Source organism: Pseudomonas sp. S2_H10, from assembly GCF_054668285.1.
In genome coordinates, this window is sequence record NZ_CP162754.1 from 2,238,512 (window position 1) to 2,258,575 (window position 20,064).

22 protein-coding genes are annotated in these 20,064 nt (G+C 61.1%); 11 read left to right on the forward strand and 11 right to left on the reverse strand.

The window, feature by feature from the left end; all coding sequences use genetic code 11:
- The first annotated feature begins 170 nt into the window (after nucleotides 1-170).
- The 4 genes from AB4O16_RS09820 (at nucleotide 171) to AB4O16_RS09835 (ending at nucleotide 4,813) form a co-directional block, all read left to right on the forward strand.
- Nucleotides 171-1,193 (forward strand): transporter, encoded by a 1,023-nt coding sequence (locus AB4O16_RS09820; protein WP_160389741.1) that lies wholly within the window; start codon nucleotides 171-173, stop codon nucleotides 1,191-1,193.
- Between the two features lie 229 nt (nucleotides 1,194-1,422).
- Nucleotides 1,423-3,036 (forward strand): inorganic phosphate transporter, encoded by a 1,614-nt coding sequence (locus tag AB4O16_RS09825; RefSeq protein ID WP_460157617.1) that lies wholly within the window; start codon nucleotides 1,423-1,425, stop codon nucleotides 3,034-3,036.
- A 191-nt stretch (nucleotides 3,037-3,227) separates the two neighbouring features.
- Complete coding sequence (locus tag AB4O16_RS09830) at nucleotides 3,228-4,094, forward strand: hypothetical protein (RefSeq protein WP_160389743.1); 867 nt, start codon at nucleotides 3,228-3,230, stop codon at nucleotides 4,092-4,094.
- Nucleotides 4,091-4,813: a TylF/MycF/NovP-related O-methyltransferase gene (locus AB4O16_RS09835; protein WP_056725897.1), complete on the forward strand. Its 723-nt coding sequence runs from the start codon at nucleotides 4,091-4,093 to the stop codon at nucleotides 4,811-4,813. Before AB4O16_RS09830 ends, AB4O16_RS09835 begins: the two co-directional genes overlap by 4 nt.
- A gap of 152 nt (nucleotides 4,814-4,965) precedes the next feature.
- On the opposite strand, the gene AB4O16_RS09840 is transcribed toward AB4O16_RS09835, so the two are convergent.
- Nucleotides 4,966-5,862, reverse strand: coding sequence for a LysR family transcriptional regulator (locus AB4O16_RS09840; protein WP_460157618.1), 897 nt, complete (start codon nucleotides 5,860-5,862; stop codon nucleotides 4,966-4,968).
- 122 nt (nucleotides 5,863-5,984) lie between these two features.
- Between AB4O16_RS09840 and AB4O16_RS09845 the strand changes: the two genes are divergently transcribed.
- Nucleotides 5,985-6,743 carry an SDR family NAD(P)-dependent oxidoreductase gene (locus AB4O16_RS09845; protein ID WP_460157619.1) on the forward strand — a complete coding sequence of 253 codons (759 nt, stop codon included), beginning with the start codon at nucleotides 5,985-5,987 and terminating at the stop codon, nucleotides 6,741-6,743.
- Between the two features lie 25 nt (nucleotides 6,744-6,768).
- Here AB4O16_RS09845 and AB4O16_RS09850 read toward each other — a convergent pair whose 3' ends face one another.
- On the reverse strand, nucleotides 6,769-7,200 hold the full coding sequence (locus AB4O16_RS09850) for a multidrug/biocide efflux PACE transporter (RefSeq protein WP_460157620.1): 432 nt from the start codon (nucleotides 7,198-7,200) through the stop codon (nucleotides 6,769-6,771).
- Nucleotides 7,201-7,290: 90 nt separating this feature from the next.
- Here AB4O16_RS09850 and AB4O16_RS09855 point away from each other — a divergent pair, with 90 nt between their 5' ends.
- Entirely contained in the window at nucleotides 7,291-8,145 is an 855-nt protein-coding gene (locus tag AB4O16_RS09855; RefSeq protein WP_460157621.1) for a LysR family transcriptional regulator, read from the forward strand.
- A gap of 95 nt (nucleotides 8,146-8,240) precedes the next feature.
- Here AB4O16_RS09855 and AB4O16_RS09860 read toward each other — a convergent pair whose 3' ends face one another.
- The 3 genes from AB4O16_RS09860 to AB4O16_RS09870 all read right to left on the reverse strand — a co-directional run bounded on the left by AB4O16_RS09860 (nucleotide 8,241) and on the right by AB4O16_RS09870 (nucleotide 10,320).
- Nucleotides 8,241-9,476 carry an RNA polymerase sigma factor gene (locus AB4O16_RS09860; RefSeq protein WP_460157622.1) on the reverse strand — a complete coding sequence of 412 codons (1,236 nt, stop codon included), beginning with the start codon at nucleotides 9,474-9,476 and terminating at the stop codon, nucleotides 8,241-8,243.
- A gap of 1 nt (nucleotide 9,477) precedes the next feature.
- Complete coding sequence (locus tag AB4O16_RS09865; protein ID WP_057713581.1) at nucleotides 9,478-9,822, reverse strand: YciI family protein; 345 nt, start codon at nucleotides 9,820-9,822, stop codon at nucleotides 9,478-9,480.
- A 72-nt stretch (nucleotides 9,823-9,894) separates the two neighbouring features.
- On the reverse strand, nucleotides 9,895-10,320 hold the full coding sequence (locus AB4O16_RS09870; protein WP_460157623.1) for a YybH family protein: 426 nt from the start codon (nucleotides 10,318-10,320) through the stop codon (nucleotides 9,895-9,897).
- Between the two features lie 140 nt (nucleotides 10,321-10,460).
- On the opposite strand from AB4O16_RS09870, the gene AB4O16_RS09875 reads away from it, so the two are divergent.
- Nucleotides 10,461-10,946 (forward strand): GNAT family N-acetyltransferase, encoded by a 486-nt coding sequence (locus AB4O16_RS09875; RefSeq protein WP_160389750.1) that lies wholly within the window; start codon nucleotides 10,461-10,463, stop codon nucleotides 10,944-10,946.
- Nucleotides 10,947-11,087: 141 nt separating this feature from the next.
- Here the strand turns inward: AB4O16_RS09875 and AB4O16_RS09880 are convergent, their stop codons facing one another.
- The 3 genes from AB4O16_RS09880 to AB4O16_RS09890 form a co-directional block, all read right to left on the reverse strand.
- Nucleotides 11,088-11,576 carry a GNAT family N-acetyltransferase gene (locus AB4O16_RS09880; RefSeq protein ID WP_160389751.1) on the reverse strand — a complete coding sequence of 163 codons (489 nt, stop codon included), beginning with the start codon at nucleotides 11,574-11,576 and terminating at the stop codon, nucleotides 11,088-11,090.
- Between the two features lie 95 nt (nucleotides 11,577-11,671).
- Nucleotides 11,672-12,157 (reverse strand): GyrI-like domain-containing protein, encoded by a 486-nt coding sequence (locus AB4O16_RS09885; protein WP_160389752.1) that lies wholly within the window; start codon nucleotides 12,155-12,157, stop codon nucleotides 11,672-11,674.
- Nucleotides 12,158-12,224: 67 nt separating this feature from the next.
- Nucleotides 12,225-12,887: a LysE family translocator gene (locus AB4O16_RS09890; protein WP_460157624.1), complete on the reverse strand. Its 663-nt coding sequence runs from the start codon at nucleotides 12,885-12,887 to the stop codon at nucleotides 12,225-12,227.
- Between the two features lie 139 nt (nucleotides 12,888-13,026).
- On the opposite strand from AB4O16_RS09890, the gene alaC reads away from it, so the two are divergent.
- Nucleotides 13,027-14,244, forward strand: coding sequence for an alanine transaminase (alaC, locus tag AB4O16_RS09895; protein WP_160389754.1), 1,218 nt, complete (start codon nucleotides 13,027-13,029; stop codon nucleotides 14,242-14,244).
- Nucleotides 14,245-14,873: 629 nt separating this feature from the next.
- Here alaC and AB4O16_RS09900 read toward each other — a convergent pair.
- Nucleotides 14,874-16,226, reverse strand: a complete 1,353-nt coding sequence (locus AB4O16_RS09900; RefSeq protein WP_460157625.1) for a GntP family permease — start codon at nucleotides 16,224-16,226, stop codon at nucleotides 14,874-14,876.
- Between the two features lie 81 nt (nucleotides 16,227-16,307).
- Nucleotides 16,308-16,841 (reverse strand): gluconokinase, encoded by a 534-nt coding sequence (locus AB4O16_RS09905; RefSeq protein WP_110662596.1) that lies wholly within the window; start codon nucleotides 16,839-16,841, stop codon nucleotides 16,308-16,310.
- A gap of 215 nt (nucleotides 16,842-17,056) precedes the next feature.
- On the opposite strand from AB4O16_RS09905, the gene gntR reads away from it, so the two are divergent.
- A complete protein-coding gene (gene gntR, locus AB4O16_RS09910; protein WP_160389756.1) occupies nucleotides 17,057-18,088 on the forward strand; it encodes an HTH-type transcriptional regulator GntR in 1,032 nt (343 codons plus the stop codon).
- A 56-nt stretch (nucleotides 18,089-18,144) separates the two neighbouring features.
- Here gntR and AB4O16_RS09915 read toward each other — a convergent pair whose 3' ends face one another.
- On the reverse strand, nucleotides 18,145-18,393 hold the full coding sequence (locus AB4O16_RS09915) for a DUF6124 family protein (protein ID WP_007974480.1): 249 nt from the start codon (nucleotides 18,391-18,393) through the stop codon (nucleotides 18,145-18,147).
- A gap of 420 nt (nucleotides 18,394-18,813) precedes the next feature.
- Between AB4O16_RS09915 and AB4O16_RS09920 the strand changes: the two genes are divergently transcribed.
- Together AB4O16_RS09920 and AB4O16_RS09925 are read left to right on the forward strand one after the other, a co-directional pair.
- Entirely contained in the window at nucleotides 18,814-19,290 is a 477-nt protein-coding gene (locus AB4O16_RS09920) for a hypothetical protein (protein ID WP_460157626.1), read from the forward strand.
- Between the two features lie 125 nt (nucleotides 19,291-19,415).
- A complete protein-coding gene (locus AB4O16_RS09925) occupies nucleotides 19,416-20,054 on the forward strand; it encodes a glutathione S-transferase family protein (protein ID WP_460157627.1) in 639 nt (212 codons plus the stop codon).
- The last annotated feature ends 10 nt before the right edge of the window (nucleotides 20,055-20,064 follow it).

Genomic DNA, 20,064 nt, shown 5'->3' on the forward strand with positions numbered 1-20,064 from the left:
AGCCGCACGATTTTCGGATCGTGCGGCTTTTTTGCGTCCAGGATTCAGACCGAAGTGCCAAGCCCTCATCCTGCAAGGCCTGCGTCACAAGGCTGTCATCAGCGCTTGCGATGATGCCGCTCAAGTGAACCTGCAAAACACGTGACAGGCACCTCCCCTTGCGAGCCCTCATGAACCACAGCATCGATCACAGCCATCGCGATACGGATCTGTTCGGCCTGCTCTACGGTTTCAGCTTTCGCCCCGGTGAACCCGGTCGGGAAATCAACTCCGCCGAGGCCCTGCACTATCTGCAACAACCGGAAAGCGACGAGCAATTTCTCTGGCTGCACCTGAACCTCGCCCACGCCGCATGCGAGCGCTGGATGAAAAGCCATCTGGAGTTGCCCGAGGAGTTTTTCGAGGCGCTGCACGAAGGCTCGCGCTCGACGCGCATCGAGCATGTCGATTCGGCGTTGCTGGCGGTGGTCAACGACGTGGTGTTCAACCTCAGCAACATGGTCTCCTCGGATGTCTCGACGCTGTGGGTGTGCGCCCGCAGCCGGCTGATCATCAGCGCCCGCCTGCAACCGCTGCACTCGGTGGACAAGTTGCGCTCGTCGGTGAAGGCCCGGGAGTGCTTTCGCTCCCCGCTGGAGCTGCTGGTGCATTTGCTGCGCGACCAGGGTGAAGTGCTGACCCAGATCGTGCGCAAGACCAGCCAGAGCGTGGACCAGATCGAGGACGAGTTGCTCTCCTCGCGCCTGTCGACCAACCGCGCCGAACTGGGCGCCAATCGTCGGGTGTTGGTGCGCCTGCAACGGCTGCTGGCGCTGGAGCCCGGCTCATTGCTGCGCCTGCTCAACCGGCCGCCGCAATGGCTGCAAAAGGAAGACGTGAAGGAGCTGCGCAAATCCACCGAGGAGTTTGCCCTGATCATCAACGACCTCACGGCGCTGGGTGAGCGGATCAAGCTGCTGCAGGAAGAGATCGCCGCCAACATCAACGAACAGACCAACCGCACGCTGTTCACCCTGACGGTGGTGACGGTGCTGGCGCTGCCGATCAACATCATCGCCGGCTTCTTCGGCATGAACGTCGGCGGCATTCCGCTGGCCGGTGATCCGCAGGGGTTCTGGATCCTGGTGGCGCTGGTCGCAAGCTTTACCGTGATTGCCGGGCGCTGGGCGTTTCGCAAGCAGCGGGATTACTGAACGCACCCGGGCCCCTGTGGGAACGAGCTTGCTCGCGATAGCGATATATCAGCTGACAACAATGTTGAATTTGCCGACGTCATCGCGAGCAAGCTCGCTCCCACAGTTTTAAGCGCTCGATTTCAGATCAGCAGCCTGCAAAAAACCCAAACACTGACCCAAAGCAGTCTCCCTGTAACAATTGGCAACGATTATCACCGGTACACCCTCCTCCTCAGGAATGTCCGTGATGGCTACACCCTCCTTCACCGCCGCCCAGGCACCCGCCGGTAGCGCCAGACCGCAACTGGACAAGAAGCCCGGTCTGATCACCATCGTGGTGTTTGTTGCCGTGCTGGCCATCGGCTTGCTGTTTACCGCCTACAGCCTGATGCACGACATGAACGAACTCGGCACGGTGGTGACCACCTGGACCCCGTTCCTGCTGCTCGGCGTGGCGCTGCTGATCGCCCTGGGTTTCGAGTTCGTCAATGGCTTCCACGACACCGCCAACGCGGTGGCCACGGTGATCTACACCCACTCGCTGCCACCGAATGTGGCGGTGGTCTGGTCCGGTTTCTTCAACTTCCTCGGGGTGCTGCTGTCCAGCGGCGCGGTGGCGTTCGGCATCATCGCCCTGCTGCCGGTGGAGCTGATCCTGCAGGTCGGCTCGTCCGCCGGGTTCGCGATGATCTTCGCCCTGCTGATCGCCGCGATCCTGTGGAACCTCGGCACCTGGTGGCTGGGGCTGCCTGCATCGTCATCGCACACGCTGATCGGTTCGATCATCGGCGTCGGCGTGGCCAACGCCCTGATGCACGGCCGCGACGGCACCAGCGGCGTGGACTGGGCGCAAGCGACCAAGATCGGCTACGCACTGCTGCTCTCGCCACTGGTGGGCTTCGGCTTCGCGGCGCTGCTGTTGCTGGCCCTGCGTGCGTTCGTCAAGAATCGCGCGCTGTACAAGGAGCCCAAGGGCGAGACCCCGCCGCCTTGGTGGATTCGCGGCTTGCTGATCTTGACCTGCACCGGCGTGTCGTTTGCCCACGGTTCCAACGACGGCCAGAAAGGCATGGGCCTGATCATGCTGATTCTGGTGGGTACGCTGCCAATGGCGTATGCGTTGAACCGCACCATGCCGGCCGATCAGGCCTTGCAGTTCGCGGCGGTGGCCGAAGTCACCCAGCAAGCCCTGGTCAAGGCGGCGCCGCTGCCAGCGCCAGCCGATCCGCGCCCGGTGCTGTCCGAATACGTGCGCAGCAAGGAAGCGACCCCGCAACTGGTGCCGGCGCTGGCCGCACTGACCGGCAGCATCGGCGCCGAGGTCAAGGGCTACGGTTCGCTGTCGAAAGTCCCGGCCGAAGCCGTGGGCAACGTGCGTAACGACATGTACCTGACCAGCGAAACCATTCGCCTGATGGACAAGAACAAGGTCGGCAATTTCGACGCCGACACCAATGGCAAGCTGCAACTGTTCAAGCAACAGATCGACAACTCCACGCGCTTCATTCCGTTGTGGGTGAAGATCGCCGTGGCCATCGCTCTGGGCCTGGGCACCATGGTCGGCTGGAAGCGCATCGTGGTGACCGTCGGCGAGAAAATCGGCAAGACCCACCTGACCTACGCCCAGGGCGCCTCGGCAGAAACCGTGGCGATGCTGACCATCGGCGCCGCCGACATGTTCGGCCTGCCGGTGTCGACCACTCACGTGTTGTCCTCGGGCGTGGCCGGGACCATGGTCGCCAACGGCGGCGGCCTGCAGATGAAGACCATCCGCAACCTGCTGATGGCCTGGGTGCTGACCTTGCCGGCGGCGATCCTGCTGTCGGGCAGCCTGTACTGGTTGTTCACGCAGTTGTTCTGAATGTGGCAGCGGGCTTGCAGGCAATCATCCCGGCGGGTTTTCCCGCCGGGATTTTTTTCGTCCAGCGGCACGGCATTTGCTCACATGCTCGAAGGCTTACGCTTTATTGACGCGCCACGCGTCCGCCAGCCCTTCAGTTTGTAAATGGGATGCCGACTCATAAGGCACTCGATGTATTCAGGAGAGGAACCGTGAATCTGTACATCAATCAGCTGCAACACAAAGCTGACTTCAAAGAAGCCATTTATGCGGGCGATATTTTCCTGAACACGCAGTTACGCGCCGCCAAAGAACTCTGTGCGTTCGCGCAGGAAAGCATCACGGCCGCCTTCGATGGCGAAACCAACCACCAGGCGCTGCACACGCTGATGCCGGTGGAAGAGTTCGTGGTGCTGGTGACTCGCCTCAAGGGTCAGTTCACCAACAGCCTGCGGGTCAAGGAACTGATCCGCAGCTTCACCGACGAAATCGGTGCCGCGCCCGAGGAATTCATTTTCGACGTACCGCGCATCCGTGTCGTGCCCAACTACGACTACCTGCACGCCGGCGTCAGCTATGCCTACAAGCCCCATCGCGATACCTGGTACGGCGGCGTCGACTGCCAGATCAATACCTGGATGCCGGTCTACACGATCCAGCCTGACCAGACCATGATGATCAACCCGGCCTACTTCGATGCCCCGGTGAAAAACACCTCGGCGCAGTGGAGCCTGACTGACTGGATCGACGTGCAGCGCCAGCGCGCCAAGGACAACGTCAAGGAAGAGGCGCGCCAACACCCGGTGCCCACCGAAGCGATCAACACCACCTCAGAACTGCGCATCGCCGGCAACACCGCCGAGATGCTGGTGTTCTCGGGTTCGCACCTGCACGGCACCGTGCCCAACTACACGCAACAAACCCGCTTCAGTGTGGACTTTCGCCTGATGCACCTCGACGACCTCAAGCACCGGCGCGGCGCGATCAACGTCGACAGCGCCTGCCCGGATGTCGGCGCCGGCTTCAAAGACTACTTCCACGTCCACGACTTTTCGAACTTCCAGGGAATCCAGCAATGACCAAGCGTCGCATCACGCCCGCCGAGGCCCAGTACAACGAAACCCGCACCAACGTCCTGAAACGGGTCGATGCCGAATACGTCGCCGACGCTCCGTTCGTCTTCGCCAACCGCATTGGCGTCACGGCCGCGCTGTCGCGCATGGAACTGTTCAAGAAGGTTGCAGAAGTGCCTGGTGCAATCATTGAGTGCGGCGTGTACAAGGGCAACTCGTTGATGCTCTACATGCACCTGTCGATGATTCTCGAGCCCTATGCGATCAATCGCTCGATCGTGGGTTTCGACACCTTCGAAGGCTTCCAGAGCATCGACAAGAAAGAAGACCCGGCCGACGTCAACGAGACCATGTTCGCCGACACCGACCAGTCGCTGATCCAGGACATGATCGACGCCAACGACCTGTTGCGCCCGGTCAACCGCATCCCGCGTTGCGAGCTGGTCAAGGGCGACATCGTCAAGACCGTGCCGGAGTGGGTCAAGACCCGTCCGGACCTGGTCGTGGCCATGCTGATCCTCGACACCGACCTGTACGAGTCGACCAAAGTCGCGCTGGAAACCTTCCTGCCGTACATGCCAAAAGGCGCCATCGTGGTGCTCGACGAAGTCGCCTACCGCAACTTCCCGGGCGAAACCAAGGCCCTGCGTGAAGTGCTCGACCTGAACAAGATCGAACTCAAGCGCCTGCCGTTCGATTCGTGCGTGGGCTACTTCCACGTCTAACGCAACGACGTAAAACCTGTGGGAGCGAGCTTGCTCGCGATGAGGCCGCTACATTCAACATCACTGTTGACTGAACAACCGCCATCGCGAGCAAGCTCGCTCCCACAAGGGCCAGGTTCCAACAGTGGGCCAGGTTCCCACCGGGGCCGGGGTCAGACTTCTGACCGGATCACCTCTCCCAGCCAATCCATGAACACCCTCACCCGCAACGGCAAATGCCGCTGCCTTGCATACAGCAGTGACGCCTCCAGGGACGGTGCGGTGAACTGCGGCAACACCTCGACCAATTCACCGCTTTGCAGGTATTGCTGCATGCCCATCCTCGGCGCCTGAATCAGGCCAAACCCACCCAGGCAGGCGGCCTCGTAGGCATCGGTGCTGTTGACCGTGACACTGCCGGCCATCGGCAGGCGCTGCACCTGCCCCTTGTCGACGTACACAAACCCTTCCGAACGCGCGCCCAGCACACCGACGTAGTGCACCAGCCGATGTTGCGCCAGATCCTCCAGCCGCTCGGGCATGCCATAGCGCTGCACATACGCAGGGCTGGCGCAGTTGACCATGGTGAATTCACACAGGTGTCGCGCCACCACCGATTGATCCGGCTGGGCGCCAATGCGCAGCACGCAATCGAAACCTTCGGCGAGCAGATCGACCCGGCGGTCGGTGCTGCTGATTTCCAGTTCAAGCAGCGGGTGCTGCGCCATGAACTGCGGCAAGCGCGGCATCACCACGCGACGGGCGAGAATGTTCGGCAGGTCGATGCGAATGCGCCCGACCAGCGACGCCTCGTCCTGGCGAAACAAACCCTCGATTTCGTCCATGTGCGACAGCAGATCCTTGCTGCGCTCGTACAACACCAGGCCATCCTGGGTGGCCTGCACCTTGCGCGTGGTGCGTTGCAACAAGCGGGTGCCAAGCAAGGCCTCCAGGGCCTGCACATGCTCGGACACCGTCGAGCGCGGCAGGCCCAGGCTTTCTCCGGCCAGGGTGAAACTGGACATCTCGCTGACTCGGACAAAGGTGCGCAACAGTTCCAGTTTATTCATCGGCCTGCTCTTGTATTGTTCGGTTTATCCGACCAGTGATTCCGGTTTAGCCATGTTTATCACCAACAAGCGGATAAATAAACTTCCTCACATCAACCGCCCATTGCATCTGAGGAAGTCCCATGAACCGTAAAATCGCACTGATCACCGGCGCCAGCCGCGGCCTCGGCAAAAACGCAGCCCTGCATCTGGTCGCCCAAGGCATCGACATCATCGGCACCTACAACAGCCGCGCCGATGAGGCGCAAGCACTGGTGGCCGAGATCGAAAGCCTGGGCGGTCGCGCCGTCATGCTGCAACTGGACGTCGCCCGCAGCGAGCATTTCGGCGCCTTTGGCGGCGAAGTCGCCAAGGTCTTGCACAGCCACTTCCAGCGCGAACGCTTCGACTTTCTGGTGAACAACGCCGGGATCGGCCTGCACGCCAACTTCGTCGACACCACGGTCGAGCAGTTCGACCTGTTGGTGAACATTCATTTCAAGGGGCCGTTTTTCCTCACGCAGACGTTGTTGCCGTTGCTCAATGACGGCGGGCGCATCGTCAATATTTCCAGTGGCCTGGCGCGCTTCAGCCTGCCGGGGCACAGCGCCTACGCGGCGATGAAAGGCGCGATGGAAGTGCTGACCCGCTACCAGGCGAAGGAGCTCGGCGCACGCGGCATCAGTGTGAATATCCTGGCGCCGGGCGCCATTGAAACCGACTTCAGTGGTGGCGCGGTGCGCGACAACCCTGAGTTGAACACGCTGGTGGCGAACAACACGGCCCTGGCTCGCGCCGGATTACCGGATGACATCGGCGCCGCGATTGCGCTGCTGCTGGCGCCCGGTAGCCAGTGGATCAATGGCCAGCGCATCGAGGCTTCGGGGGGGATGTTTCTGTAAGGCTGCCTCGCCACAAGAGCGGTGGTCAGCACACCTGGCGCACGACCATCCGCTCACGCACCACGTCATACACCCAGTGATAGAGGTAGGTATACGGCAGGAAGAACAGCAGCACGCCGATATCCAGCACAAACGCCTGCCACAGGCTGATGTTCAGCCACCAGGCGATCAGCGGCACGCCCAGCGCGACCAGCCCACCTTCGAACATCAGCGCATGGACCACCCGGACCCAGGCGTTATGTGCGATGGCGAGGCGCTTCAGCGCCCGGTCGAACATGCCGTTGAACACCACGTTCCAGGCCAGGGCCAGCGCGGCCATGGCGACGGTGACGGCGCCCATGTCCAGCATCGGTTTGTCCATGATCCAGGCCAGCAACGGGGTACAGATCAGGATGGCCAGCAATTCGAAACCGATGGCCTGGAAAATACGTTCAATAATGGATTTGTTGGCGCTCATGGCCGAGCTCCCTGAAGTGACTGTGGTTGCCATGATCCATCATCACACCGATACTTCATAACCAATAACCATCGATAAAGGCGATAGTTCATGGCTTCTCACGAAGTGCTGCTGGCGTTTGTCGAAGCGGCCACCCAGGGTTCGTTTTCTGCGGCGGCGCGCAAGCTCGGTCGCAGCCAGTCGACCATCAGCGCGGCGGTGGCCAGCCTGGAAATCGACCTCAACCTGACGCTGTTCGACCGCAGCAGCCGCAAGCCCGGGCTGACCCCGGCCGGGCACGTCATGCTGCAACGGGCCGAAGAGATCCTCGCCGCCACCAGTCGCCTGGAAATGACCGCGAGCCAACTGTCCCAAGGGGTGGAAGCGAAACTGACGGTGGCGCTGTCCGACACCTATCAGTCGGACCGCTTCGAGGCGTCACTCAGTGCCTTCGAGCAGCGTTATCCCGACCTGGAACTCGAATGCCTGATCGCCGAATGCGACGACCTGGTGTCCCTGGTGCAAAGCGGTCGGGCACAGATTGCCTTCGCCGAAATGCAAGACAGCTACCCGCCGGACCTGGTCAGCTCGACAGTGGACGAGCGCACCGAAATCGCCTTGTTCGTGTCACCGGCACATCCGTTGGCGACGCTGGACTACGTCGATCAGGACGTGCTGCAGCAGCACCGCGAGCTGCGCCTGGCCACCATCATCAATCCCTATGAAAGTCGCGCGAAGGGCCGCGTCTGGTCGGCGCCGAGTTATCTGATGCTGCTGGAAATGGCCCAGGGCGGATTCGGCTGGGCGCCGCTGCCCCGCTGGCTGGTCGAGCGCTTCGGGCCAGGCTCGTTGCAGGAACTGGTGGTGCGTGGCTGGCCGAAAACGGTGTCGGTGGATGCGTTGTGGTCGCGGCTGAATCCGCCGGGGCCGGCGGGGAGTTGGTTGCTGGGCAAGATGCTGGAATGAAGGTCCTTCGGCCCTTATCGCGAGCTCGCTCCCACAGGTTCAATGTGATACCTGTGGGAGCGGGCTTGCCCGCGATGAGGCCAGCCAACTTCACATCAACCCAACGCCCTGAGCCGCTCTTCGATAAACCGCCGCTCCGGCTCTTGCCGGGTCAACTCCAGCGCCCGCTCCCACGCCGCCCGCGCCTCTTGCTTGCGGCCCAGTTGCCGACAAAACTCCGCCCGCGCCGAATACGCCAGATGGTAATCGAGCAGCTCCCCCCGCTGCAGAATGGCGTCCACCAGCGTCAGCCCCGCCAGCGGTCCATCGCGCTGTGAAATCGCCGCCGCGCGATTCAACTCGATCACCGGCGACGGCACCGCCCGCAGCAGCACGTCATACAGACCGACAATCTGCGGCCAATCGGTTTCCCCCGCCGTCGGCGCTTCGGCATGCACCGCCGCGATGGCCGCTTGCAGGCAATAGGGTCCGAAGCGCCCCATGGTCAGCGCCTGTTCGATCAGCGCGCAGCCTTCAGTGATCAACCCGGCGTTCCACAGCGAACGGTCCTGTTCGTCCAGCACAATCAGCTCGCCGCTCGCCGAGGTCCTGGCCGGGCGACGCGACTCGTGCAACAGCATCAATGCCAGCAAGCCCATCACCTCCGGCTCCGGCAACAACTGCACCAGCAACCGGCCCAGACGGATCGCTTCGCGGGTCAATTCCTCGCGGATCAGTTCGGCGCCGATGGACGCCGAATAACCCTCGTTGAACACCAGGTAAATCACCCGCAATACGCTGTCCAGACGCTCGGGCAACTCTGCCAGCGTCGGTACTTGATAGGGGATTTTCGCATCGCGGATCTTCGCCTTGGCGCGCACGATGCGCTGGGCGATGGTGGCCGGCGCCGAGAGGAAGGCCCGGGCGATTTCTTCGGTGGTCAGGTCGCAGACTTCGCGCAGCGTCAGCGGCACTTGCGCGTCCGCCGCCAGAGCCGGGTGGCAGCAAGTGAAGATCAGCCGCAGGCGATCGTCTTCCACGTCTTCTTCACTCCAGTCGGCCTGCTCCAGTTCCTCCAGCTGCGCGATCAGCAACGGCTGCGAGGCGGCAAAACGTGCACGTCGGCGCAAGGCATCGATGGCCTTGAAACGGCCCGCGGACACCAGCCAGGCCCGCGGATTGTCCGGCACGCCGTCACGCTGCCAGCGTTCGACCGCGATAAAAAACGCCTCGTGCAAGGCCTCCTCAGCAAGGTCGAAGTCGCCGAGCAGGCGGATCAAGGTCGCGAGGATTCGCCGCGAATCCTCGCGATAGACCTGCTCGATCCGCGCCTGAACCGGCAGCCCGGGCATCTTAAGGATTCAACTGCCGAACGGGGCGCACTTCGACACTGCCGACCCGGGCCGCCGGAATGTTGCCGGCGACCTGGATGGCTTCGTTGAGGTCCTTGGCATCGATCAGGTAAAAACCGGCCAACTGCTCCTTGGTTTCAGCGAATGGCCCGTCGGTGATCGACATCTTGCCGTTGCGCATGCGCACCGTGGTGGCGGTCTGCACCGACTCCAGCGCCTCGGCGGCGACCATCCGGCCACTGCCCTGGATCGACTCGGCATAGGCCATGCACTCTTCGTCCTTCGGGCTTTCCGGCAGCGAATGCAGCAGGCGCTCATCGCTGTAGACCAAGCATAAGTACTTCATCACGCTCTCCTTATTGAACGGATCAACTATGGCCGCGAATCGGCACTTTGGCACAGCTTTCGATAAATCAACTCAGGGTTTCAGATCGAACAGGACGGAGCCACTCATCATGTCGAACGGCGCCGACCAGTGCTCATGGACGATCCGCCACAACCCGTCTTCCTGGCGATAGCACGCACTGCCGCGCATCCAGCAGGCCTGGGTTTCACCCTTGTCGTTGGTGCCGCCGCAATGGGCCAGCCAGTGGGCGAAGGCAATTTCCTGGGAGGCCTCGATGCGGATGTCCTGGAAGTCGAAAATGTGCGGGCCGGGGCACATTTTCATGCAATCTTCCCAATGCGCGCGGTACGCCTCCTTGCCCTTGAATTGCAAGGCCTTGACCGCGTCGAAGGAGACGATGTCGTCGGCATACAGGGTCATGATTTTATCTACGTCCTTGGCCATCATGGCCTGACGATAGGTTTCGATCAGGTTCTGGATCTGGGTTTGCGAATTCATGGTGGTTCTCCGTGGTTTTATTGGAAGACACCCTTAGTCGACTGGCGATCCGGTAAATCGACAGGTGAAATAAAAATAATCCAAACGGCCGGAATCGCTAGAATCGCAAGTTCTATTCATGTTGGAAAAAGGACCCTCCCGTGACAGCCCGACTCGTGCCCTACGAAAGCCTGAACGCGCTGCAGCGCCAGCAGGTCGAGGCCATCGAAGTACATCCGGAACAGATCAGGTTCAGCGGTGACATTCACGGTGCACTGCACTCTCTGCTGTCCAAGCCGGGCCCGGGAGTCAAAGGGTTTGCCCTGCTGGTCGAGGACATTCCCGTGGCGTTCCTGCTGCTCAAGCGCCCGCCCGCCCTGCCCGCGTGGGCCGATGAACACAGCGCGACGCTGCATGCGCTGCAAGTCGATCAACGGTCTCAGGGCAAAGGTTATGGCAAGGCTTGCCTGCAAGCGCTGCCCGAGGCCGCGCGCCTGGCCTGGCCGCAGATCAAGGGGCTGGAATTGTCGGTGGATGCGGACAACGAATCGGCGATCGGTTTGTATGCCAGGTTTGGCTTTGTCGACAGTGGCGAGGCGTACAGGGGGCGGATCGGGTATGAGCGGCGGATGGGGTTGGTGTTTTGATTGTACTGACACAACACCTTCCTCTGTAGGAGCGAGCCTGCTCGCGAAGGTCGTCAACGATGACACGGGCAATCTGGATAAACGCGGTGTGCCGGAGTTCTTCGCGAGCGGGCTCGCTCCTACAGGGGATCTGCGGTGGGTTCAGAGATTGAGCACCATCTCATGCCACGCCATGCCGCCATGGTCGGACGCCGAGGGTTTGATGTAGGCAAAGCCAAAACCGGCATACAACGGAATATGCCGCTCCTTGCACATCAGGTTGATGCTGACCTTGCCCATCGCACGCATGCGCTCGATGAACTCGCCCATCAGGAGTTTGGCCAGGCCCTGCCCCTGATAATCCGGGTGCACCACCACCGACATGATCACCACGTGCGGCCCGACCGGGTCGTGGCCGATCAGCTCCTTGAACGCCTCGTCCGACATTTCCACCTGGAACGCCGCACCGGAATTGATGAAACCGGCTACAACCCCGTCCACTTGCGCGACGATAAACCCCTCGGGCCAGGTGGCGATGCGGGTGGCAATCTTCTCGCGGGTCGCGGCTTCGTCGCCCTCATAGGCAAGGGTTTCGATGGCAAAGCAGCGGTCCAGATCGGCGGGGGTGACGTTGCGGATGACGGTGTTCATGGCAGCTCGGAATCAGCGTGGGAAAGGCCGGGGATGATAAATCAGCCGCCGTGGGACATCGAGAGACGAATCGGTGGATCCGCCTCCCGCGTACGTCACGCCTTGATCGGCAACCAGATTTCCAGCTTGCCGGTGTTGAGCTTCGGGTTGAAATCTTCGCTGTAGCGTTCGAATTCCGGGGCCGCCAATAGCTCGTGGCCGGACTTCGGCAGCCACGTGCCATGGATGTACTGAAAGGTTTGCGGCAGGGTGTCCAGCGGTCCTTGATGTTCGAACACGACGTACTTCTGGGGCTGAATCTCTACCCATCGATATGTGTCCGGCAAATCGTCGAGCTTGCTGATCTCGACCCCGGCGATGTAATCGAAGCCGCCCTTGCCATCGAAATTGCAGCAGACGCCGTAGGTAACTTCGCCTTTCTGGCCCGGAATCCGGCCCAGATGCGGGATGAATTTCTCCCAGAGTTCGGGAATGCCCTGGGTGGTTTGCTGGGTGAATTGACCGCCCAGCCCCGCAATCAGCAGGAAGTGCCCGTGCTCGAAGCGCGGTTGCGCCAGCTCGACGCTTGCTAACTCATCCATGACTCGACTCCTGACGCATAAAAATGGGTTCGGCTGGGAGTATAGAAGCCTTACCCGATTCGCCCAGTTACAGAGCGTGCAATTGCTCGACGGCTGCGGCACCGACGAACTCGTTATAGCCCGATAGAATCACGTAGACTGCGAAATAGCAGAAGATCGCTGCCGATGCCATGTAGGAATAGCGCAGCAACTTGTCGCCCAGCAACTTGCCGCCGTGGCTGGCGGCGAAGCACAAGCCTGCCGACCAGAGCAGCCCGGCACACAGGAAACCGCCGAGAAACAGCGCCGAACTGAGCGGGCCACCGCCACCGGAACGGGCGATCAGGGTGCCGCCAACGGCCGCGAACCAGAGAATCGCACTGGGCGAAGACATGGCCAGGAAAATCCCGCGCAAGAACTCCTTGCGGTGGGAGTTGTTCCCGACCTCCGCCGTCTCGGCCAGCAGCGCCTCGTGGTGAATCGCCGAATAGACCATCTTCGCCGCGAAGTACACCAGCAGCGCCGAGCCACCGATCCACAACACCCAGCGCACGGTTTCGTACTGCAGCAACACGGTCATGCCGACCAGTGCCAGTACCGCGTAGATCAGGTCGCCGACGCAGGTGCCGAGGCCCAGCGCGAAGCCCTGGAAATAGCCGCGCTGCATCGCCAGGGTGATCATCGCGATGTTGGCCACGCCGATATCCAGGCACAGCGAGAGGCTCAGCAAGAAGCCGCTGGTAAATTCCATCGAACCCTTTCCTTCGGACAAATTTGTTTACATTGAGGCTGGACAGTCTGCCACAGCTGCCCGTACATTCCGCCACAGGTCACCACAGTGACCAGCGTCGCTCGGACGGTTCCGGGCGCTTACGTTATCCGAGGCAACAATGGCCGAACAAGGTTCGCCGCGCCGCTTTGCGCGCATAGATCGACTCCCCCCCTACGTTTTCAACATCACCGCCGAGCTGAAGATGGCCGCCCGTCGTCGTGGCGAAGACATCATCGACTTGAGCATGGGCAACCCCGACGGCGCCACGCCGCCGCACATCGTCGAAAAACTCGTGCAGGTCGCCCAGCGCGAAGACACTCACGGCTACTCCACGTCCAAGGGCATTCCGCGCCTGCGCCGGGCGATTTCCAACTGGTACAAGCAACGCTACGAGGTCGACATCGACCCGGAAAGCGAAGCCATCGTCACCATCGGTTCCAAGGAAGGCCTGGCGCACTTGATGCTGGCGACCCTGGACCAGGGCGACACCGTGCTGGTGCCCAACCCGAGCTACCCGATTCACATCTACGGTGCCGTGATTGCCGGCGCCCAGGTGCGTTCGGTGCCGCTGGTGCCGGGCGTGGATTTCTTCGCTGAACTGGAACGGGCCATTCGCGGCTCCATTCCGAAGCCGAAGATGATGATCCTCGGCTTCCCGTCCAACCCGACCGCACAGTGCGTTGAGCTGGATTTCTTCGAGCGCGTCATCGCCCTCGCCAAGCAGTACGACGTACTGGTGGTGCACGACCTGGCCTACGCCGACATCGTCTACGACGGCTGGAAAGCCCCGTCGATCATGCAAGTGCCGGGGGCCAAGGACATCGCGGTGGAGTTCTTCACCCTGTCCAAGAGCTACAACATGGCCGGCTGGCGCATTGGTTTCATGGTTGGCAACCCGGAACTGGTCAACGCCCTGGCGCGAATCAAGAGCTACCACGACTACGGCACCTTCACCCCGCTTCAAGTGGCGGCGATTGCCGCACTGGAAGGCGATCAGCAATGCGTGCGCGACATCGCCGAGCAGTATCGGCAGCGCCGCAACGTGCTGGTCAAGGGCTTGCATGAACTGGGCTGGATGGTAGAAAACCCGAAAGCGTCGATGTACGTCTGGGCGAAGATCCCCGAGGCTTATGCGCACCTGGGTTCGCTGGAGTTCGCCAAGAAGCTGCTGGCCGAAGCCAAGGTGTGTGTCTCGCCGGGCGTGGGCTTTGGCGAGTATGGCGATGATCACGTGCGCTTTGCGCTGATCGAAAACCAGGACCGGATTCGCCAGGCCGTACGCGGGATTCGCGGGATGTTCAGGGCGGATGGCCTGGTCACCAAAGCCAACGCCTGACACAAAACCTGTAGGAGCCGGCTTGCTGGCGATCGCATCGACTCGGTCAGACGTTAAACCGAGTCGCCTGCATCGCCAGCAAGCCGGATCCTACAGGGGCATAAAAACCGCATCGCTGCGGTTTTTTTGTGCCTGTCGAATCGCTTAAACGAACAGCGACAACAACAGAATGAAGCCCAGGCCGTGCGCGGGATTCGCGGGATGTTCAGGGCGGATGGCCTGGTCACCAAAGCCAACACCTGACACAAAACCTGTAGGAGCCGGCTTGCTGGCGATCGCATCGACTCGGTCAGACGTTAAACCGAGTCGCCTGCATCGCCAGCAAGCCGGCTCCTACAGAGGCAAAAAAACCGCATCGCTGCGGTTTTTTTGTGTCTGCCGAATCGCTTAGACGAACAGCGACAACAACAGAAAGAAGCCCAGGCCGTGCGCGGGATTCGCGGGATGTTCAGGGCGGATGGCCTGGTCACCAAAGCCAACACCTGACACAAAACCTGTAGGAGCCGGCTTGCTGGCGATCGCATCGACTCGGTCAGACGTTAAACCGAGTCGCCTGCATCGCCAGCAAGCCGGCTCCTACAGAGGAAAAAAACCGCATCGCTGCGGTTTTTTTGTGTCTGTCGAATCGCTTAGACGAACAGCGACAACAACAGAATAAAGCCCAGGCCCACCACCGACAGGATGGTTTCCATCGCAGTCCAGGTCTTGAAAGTTTCGGCCACGGTCATGTTGAAGTACTGCTTCACCAGCCAGAAACCGGCGTCGTTGACGTGGGACAGAATCAACGAACCTGCACCGGTGGCCAGCACCAGCAGCTCACGGTTCACACCCGGGATCATCCCCACCACCGGCACCACGATGCCGGCGCCAGTGATGGTCGCCACGGTCGCCGAACCGGTGGCGATACGAATCACCGCCGCCACCAGCCAGGCCAGCAGGATCGGCGAGATCTGTGCGTTGACCGCCATGTGGCCGATCACGTCACCCACGCCGCTGGTCACCAGCATCTGCTTGAAGCCACCACCGGCACCGATGATCAGGATGATCGCGGCGGTTGGCGCGAGGCTCGCATCCAGCCATTTCATCATTTGGCTGGAACCGATGCCCTGCTTGTAGCCGAAGGTATACAGCGACAGCAGCAACGCCAGCAGCAACGCCGAAATCGGGTGACCGATCAGGTCCATGAAGGCGCGGAAGATGTTGCCATCGGGCAGCACGACGTCGGCAAAGGTTTTCAGCAGCATCAGGAACACCGGCAGCAGCACGGTCACCAGGGTGATGCCGAAGCTCGGCAGATCGGCCGAATCGGTTTCGCGCGCCAGTTGATCCACCAGCTCCTGGTTCGGATGACCGGGAATGTGCTTGGCAATGAACGTACCGTAGATCGGGCCAGCGATGATGGCGGTTGGCAGCGCAACGATCAGGCCGTACAGAATGGTCTTGCCGATGTCGGCACCGAACACGCCGATGGCCAGCAGCGGACCCGGGTGCGGCGGCACCAGGCCGTGCACGGCGGACAGACCGGCCAGCAGCGGGATACCGATCTTGATGATCGACACGCCAGTGCGCCGGGCCACGATGAACACCAGCGGAATCAGCAGCACGAAGCCGATTTCGAAGAACAGCGGAATGCCGACCAGGAACGCGGCGAACATCATCGCCCACTGCACCTTGTCCTTGCCGAAGGCGCGGATCAGCGTCTGCGCAATCTGATCCGCCCCACCCGATTCGGCCATCATTTTGCCGAGCATGGTGCCCAGCGCGAGGATGATGCCGACAAAGCCAAGCACGCCACCGAAGCCGTCCTGGAACGCCTTGATGATGGTGCCGATCGGCATGCCGGAGGTCAGCCCGAGGAAAGCTGCGGCAATGATCAGGGCAAGGAAGGGATGCAACTTGAACTTGGTGATCAGAACGATAAGCCCGATCACCGTGACCACTGCATCGAGCAGCAGGAACGTCTCGTGGGACATGCCAAACATTAGGGGTGTCTCCTGGTTGTTGTTGTTATTAAAGCGGGTTAATCAGAAGTCGTGAGGACAGCGCTGTCTTTGCGAGCACAGTCATACCGCCTGTTTCAGGCCGTTCGCCTGCCACCACACATGAGCCTGCGCAGCCAGTTGCTCGACGCTATGGGTGGAGGCATCCAGCGCCAGGGTCAACGGCTCGCCGACCGGCGATTCGAGGGTGGCGAACTGACTGTCGATCAGAGTCGACGGCATGAAGTGGCCCGGCCGATGGGAGACGCGGTCGGCAGCCACTTCGGGGGTCAACTCCAGGAACACGAAGCCCAGGCCCGGCAAGGCACTGCGCAGGCGTTCGCGGTAAATGTGCTTGAGCGCCGAACAGGTCAGCACCGGGCGCTGGCCCATGGCGTCGACACGGCGCAGTTCATCGCACAGGCTGTCGAGCCAGCCGGCGCGGTCTTCGTCGTTCAGGGGGGTCCCCGCGCTCATCTTTTCGATATTGGCGGCAGGGTGGAAAGAGTCGCCTTCAATGGCAGTGGCGCCGCTCAATTGGCACAGGGCCTCGCTGACGCACGTCTTGCCGCAACCGGCAACGCCCATGATGACCAGGGCGGTGATGGGATGATTCATGTAACACCTCAGCGCGCAGACAGCGCTACCTTTGCCAGTTATGACACTAGATCAAAAGCAGAAGTTGCCGACGCCTTTCTTGTCATTTTATGGGTTGCAGCAGGTTAGGTCCCAACGCCAAAAAGCGAGGATCAGGCGAACCCCCGCTCACGCATTTGCAGCTGCATCGAGACAGCGCTACCTTAGTGCCTTGAATTTTGTTTGGCAAGCCGTCGATGAACACAACCAAGAACGATAAAAATACCCGCACCACTGGCCGCCCTACCCTGAACGAAGTTGCCCGACTGGCCGGCGTCAGCCCGATCACCGCTTCGCGCGCCCTGCGCGGGGTCAGCACTGTTGCCACCGAACTGGTGGAAAAGGTGCAGAAAGCGGCGCTGGATCTCAACTACGTGGTCAACCCTGCCGCCCGTGCCCTGGCCTCGGCCCAGAGCCATTCCGTCGTGGTGCTGGTGCCGTCGCTGTCCAACCTGCTGTTCATCGACACCCTGGAAGCCATTCATCAGGTTTTGCGGCCCAAGGGCTTCGAAGTGCTGATCGGCAACTTCCACTATTCGCGCGATGAAGAGGAAAACCTGCTGCGCAACTACATGGCCTATCAGCCACGCGGCTTGTTGCTGACGGGTTTCGACCGCACCGAAAGTTCGCGGCGGATGATCGAAGCCAGCAACATTCCCTGCGTGTACATGATGGAGCTGGACAGCGCCGCCGGGCTCAATTGCGTAGGCTTTTCGCAGTTGGCGGCCGGCGAAACGGCAGCCGAACACTTGCTGTCTCGCGGCCGCAAGCGCCTGGCCTACATCGGCGCGCAACTCGACCAGCGCACCTTGCTGCGCGGCGAAGGTTTCCGCAAAGCCCTGCAAAAGGCCGGTTTGTATGACCCGGCGCTGGAAGTGCTGACACCCCGCCCGTCGTCGGTCGGCCTGGGCGGCGAACTGTTTTTGCAGATGCTCGCCAGCCACCCGGACGTCGATGCGATTTTCTTCGGCAACGACGACCTGGCCCAGGGCGCGCTGCTCGAAGCGCTGCGTCACGGGATCAAGATCCCCGAACAGGTGGCGATCCTCGGCTTCAACGACTTGCCCATGTCCGAACACATGGTCCCGCGCCTGAGCAGCATCAACACCCCGCGCGAAGCCATCGGCCGCCGCGCGGCGGAGCAGATGCTGACGCTGATGGCCGGCAATACCGTGGCCAGGCCGGTGCAGGACATGGGGTTTGAGTTGAAGGTGCGCGAGAGTACATAAGCACGACACAAATCACTGTGGTGAGGGGGTTTGCCCCCTCACCACAGGTTCGGCGGTCAATCCTGCGGATCGAGGTTATCCAGCACCCGGTTCACCGCCAGCTCGGCCAGCATGATGATCTGTGCAATCGCCAGTGCCGTATTGCGCTGGCTGCCTTCCAGAAACGTAGCAAAGTCATTGGTCATCACACTCGCCGAGGCCAGTGATTCGCAGGCGTGCGCCAGCAATGTTTCGTTATTGATGCCGGGGGAGATGGAGAACATCGGGCTGGGATTGCGTGGGGGGTTCGGCGTGGGTTTGAACATAGTGGTGCTCCTAGAGTAATGGAGCTGCCACGTCTCGCTGCGATACGAAGGGTGGCAGCTGTACGCGGGTCGCAGACCGGGACTCTAGAACCCGGTAGACCCGAAGGTCTCCCACGCACAGCCGCCATAACGCGATTCGATCACGAACGGTGGACGCTATGCGTCTAGAGATACCCGGGCTGCGAAACCCGATCGCTGAATTTGCAGCGACACGGAACGATAGAGTCCGGATACCAAGCGCACAAGTCGGCGGATTCTGGCGTAGTTGTAGGCAAGGGTGCAAGAAACAGTAGCCTGCGCAACCCCTCTGAAGCCGCTTGCCGTCAGACCATTCCTACACAGCATTTCGAAACATCTTTTACCCTCCGCGACCCGAGCGTCGAGTGCAGAATCCACAACCTTTTTCTCGCGGATATTGCTATGCGCAAAGCGATTTTCCTGACGTTCTTGCTCGGCCACGCGATTCCGGCACACGCCTCGCAGCCGGACGACTGGACGCAGTTTCTAAGTGATCCACGTTTCATGCCGGCAATCAAAAGTTGCCTCGCCTTGCACCCGAAAGCCCAGGGGCCAGCCGTTGTCATGAATGTTTGGCATGCGAACCTGGAAGAAGCCGGGGTCATGACAACCGACCTGAGCGGCCGCAGGAACAACTGTTTTGCCCGCAAGGACACGGGGCTTTCAAGCCATTCCGAGACGGTGTTTGATCTGCCCGGCCCACTGTTTGTATCAGTGGATCAAGCCAAGGTTGCCCCCAAAGGCGAGTGTATCGAGCCAACCCCGGTGTACATCGACCAACAGCTTCAGGGCTGGATCCTCAAGCAACCTGCCCTTCATCCATACATTCCCAGTGCCTGTTCGACCCCGATCTGGAACGACCTGCTGCCGAGCGCCTGAAGTCCAATCAAGAGCCGAACGCGGCGAGCGGATTTCAACTAACCTTTTAGAGCAACGAACGTCGCCCTCTGCTGGGCACGCTGTCAGATTCCCGTAGCGCACCAATTCGCTAACGGAGTAGCTCAATGGAACACACACTGAAGATCCTGGGTAAAGCCTCGTCGATCAACGTCCGCAAGGTTCTGTGGACCTGCGAGGAACTAGGCATTACCTACGAACGCGAGGACTGGGGCAGCGGTTTTGCCTCGACTCACAGCCCGGAGTTTCTGCGGCTCAATCCCAACGCGCTGGTACCGGTGATCATTGATGAGGCGGGCGTGCTGTGGGAGTCCAATACCATCTGCCGCTACCTGGTCGGCAAACACCATCACCACCATGCCGATTTGCTGCCAACCGACCCGGCCGCCCGCGCCCGGGTGGAGCAGTGGATGGATTGGCAAGCCACCGAGCTCAATCCGTCGTGGAGATATCCGTTCATGGCACTGGTGCGCAAGGACCCGGAATTCCAGGACCCGCATGGCCTTGTGGTCGGCATCCGTGGCTGGAACCAGAAAATGGGCATCCTCGAACATCAACTCGCGACCACCAAGGCGTATGTCGCCGGGCCACGTTTTACCCTGGCCGATGTGGTCATCGGTTTATCGGTCAATCGCTGGCTGATGACGCCGATCGAGCGCCCGGACTACCCCGCCGTCGATGAGTATTTCCAGCGCCTGGCGCAGCGTCCGGGTTTCCTCAAGCACGGCTGCAACGGCTTGCCTTGAATGGCCGCTG

What these genes read in the sequence shown, in the direction of transcription:
- AB4O16_RS09850 (WP_460157620.1), bottom strand. Translation starts at nt 7,200, where the DNA reads ATGAGCGCCAACAAATCCATTATTGAACGTATTTTCCAGGCCATCGGT.
- AB4O16_RS09880 (WP_160389751.1), bottom strand. Translation starts at nt 11,576, where the DNA reads ATGAACACCGTCATCCGCAACGTCACCCCCGCCGATCTGGACCGCTGC.
- AB4O16_RS09855 (WP_460157621.1), top strand. Translation starts at nt 7,291, where the DNA reads ATGGCTTCTCACGAAGTGCTGCTGGCGTTTGTCGAAGCGGCCACCCAG.
- AB4O16_RS09820 (WP_160389741.1), top strand. Translation starts at nt 171, where the DNA reads ATGAACCACAGCATCGATCACAGCCATCGCGATACGGATCTGTTCGGC.
- AB4O16_RS09825 (WP_460157617.1), top strand. Translation starts at nt 1,423, where the DNA reads ATGGCTACACCCTCCTTCACCGCCGCCCAGGCACCCGCCGGTAGCGCC.
- AB4O16_RS09860 (WP_460157622.1), bottom strand. Translation starts at nt 9,476, where the DNA reads ATGCCCGGGCTGCCGGTTCAGGCGCGGATCGAGCAGGTCTATCGCGAG.
- AB4O16_RS09915 (WP_007974480.1), bottom strand. Translation starts at nt 18,393, where the DNA reads ATGTTCAAACCCACGCCGAACCCCCCACGCAATCCCAGCCCGATGTTC.
- AB4O16_RS09865 (WP_057713581.1), bottom strand. Translation starts at nt 9,822, where the DNA reads ATGAAGTACTTATGCTTGGTCTACAGCGATGAGCGCCTGCTGCATTCG.
- gntR (WP_160389756.1), top strand. Translation starts at nt 17,057, where the DNA reads ATGAACACAACCAAGAACGATAAAAATACCCGCACCACTGGCCGCCCT.
- AB4O16_RS09840 (WP_460157618.1), bottom strand. Translation starts at nt 5,862, where the DNA reads ATGAATAAACTGGAACTGTTGCGCACCTTTGTCCGAGTCAGCGAGATG.
- AB4O16_RS09835 (WP_056725897.1), top strand. Translation starts at nt 4,091, where the DNA reads ATGACCAAGCGTCGCATCACGCCCGCCGAGGCCCAGTACAACGAAACC.
- AB4O16_RS09885 (WP_160389752.1), bottom strand. Translation starts at nt 12,157, where the DNA reads ATGGATGAGTTAGCAAGCGTCGAGCTGGCGCAACCGCGCTTCGAGCAC.
- AB4O16_RS09925 (WP_460157627.1), top strand. Translation starts at nt 19,416, where the DNA reads ATGGAACACACACTGAAGATCCTGGGTAAAGCCTCGTCGATCAACGTC.
- AB4O16_RS09920 (WP_460157626.1), top strand. Translation starts at nt 18,814, where the DNA reads ATGCGCAAAGCGATTTTCCTGACGTTCTTGCTCGGCCACGCGATTCCG.
- AB4O16_RS09890 (WP_460157624.1), bottom strand. Translation starts at nt 12,887, where the DNA reads ATGGAATTTACCAGCGGCTTCTTGCTGAGCCTCTCGCTGTGCCTGGAT.
- AB4O16_RS09870 (WP_460157623.1), bottom strand. Translation starts at nt 10,320, where the DNA reads ATGAATTCGCAAACCCAGATCCAGAACCTGATCGAAACCTATCGTCAG.
- AB4O16_RS09900 (WP_460157625.1), bottom strand. Translation starts at nt 16,226, where the DNA reads ATGTTTGGCATGTCCCACGAGACGTTCCTGCTGCTCGATGCAGTGGTC.
- AB4O16_RS09905 (WP_110662596.1), bottom strand. Translation starts at nt 16,841, where the DNA reads ATGAATCATCCCATCACCGCCCTGGTCATCATGGGCGTTGCCGGTTGC.
- alaC (WP_160389754.1), top strand. Translation starts at nt 13,027, where the DNA reads ATGGCCGAACAAGGTTCGCCGCGCCGCTTTGCGCGCATAGATCGACTC.
- AB4O16_RS09845 (WP_460157619.1), top strand. Translation starts at nt 5,985, where the DNA reads ATGAACCGTAAAATCGCACTGATCACCGGCGCCAGCCGCGGCCTCGGC.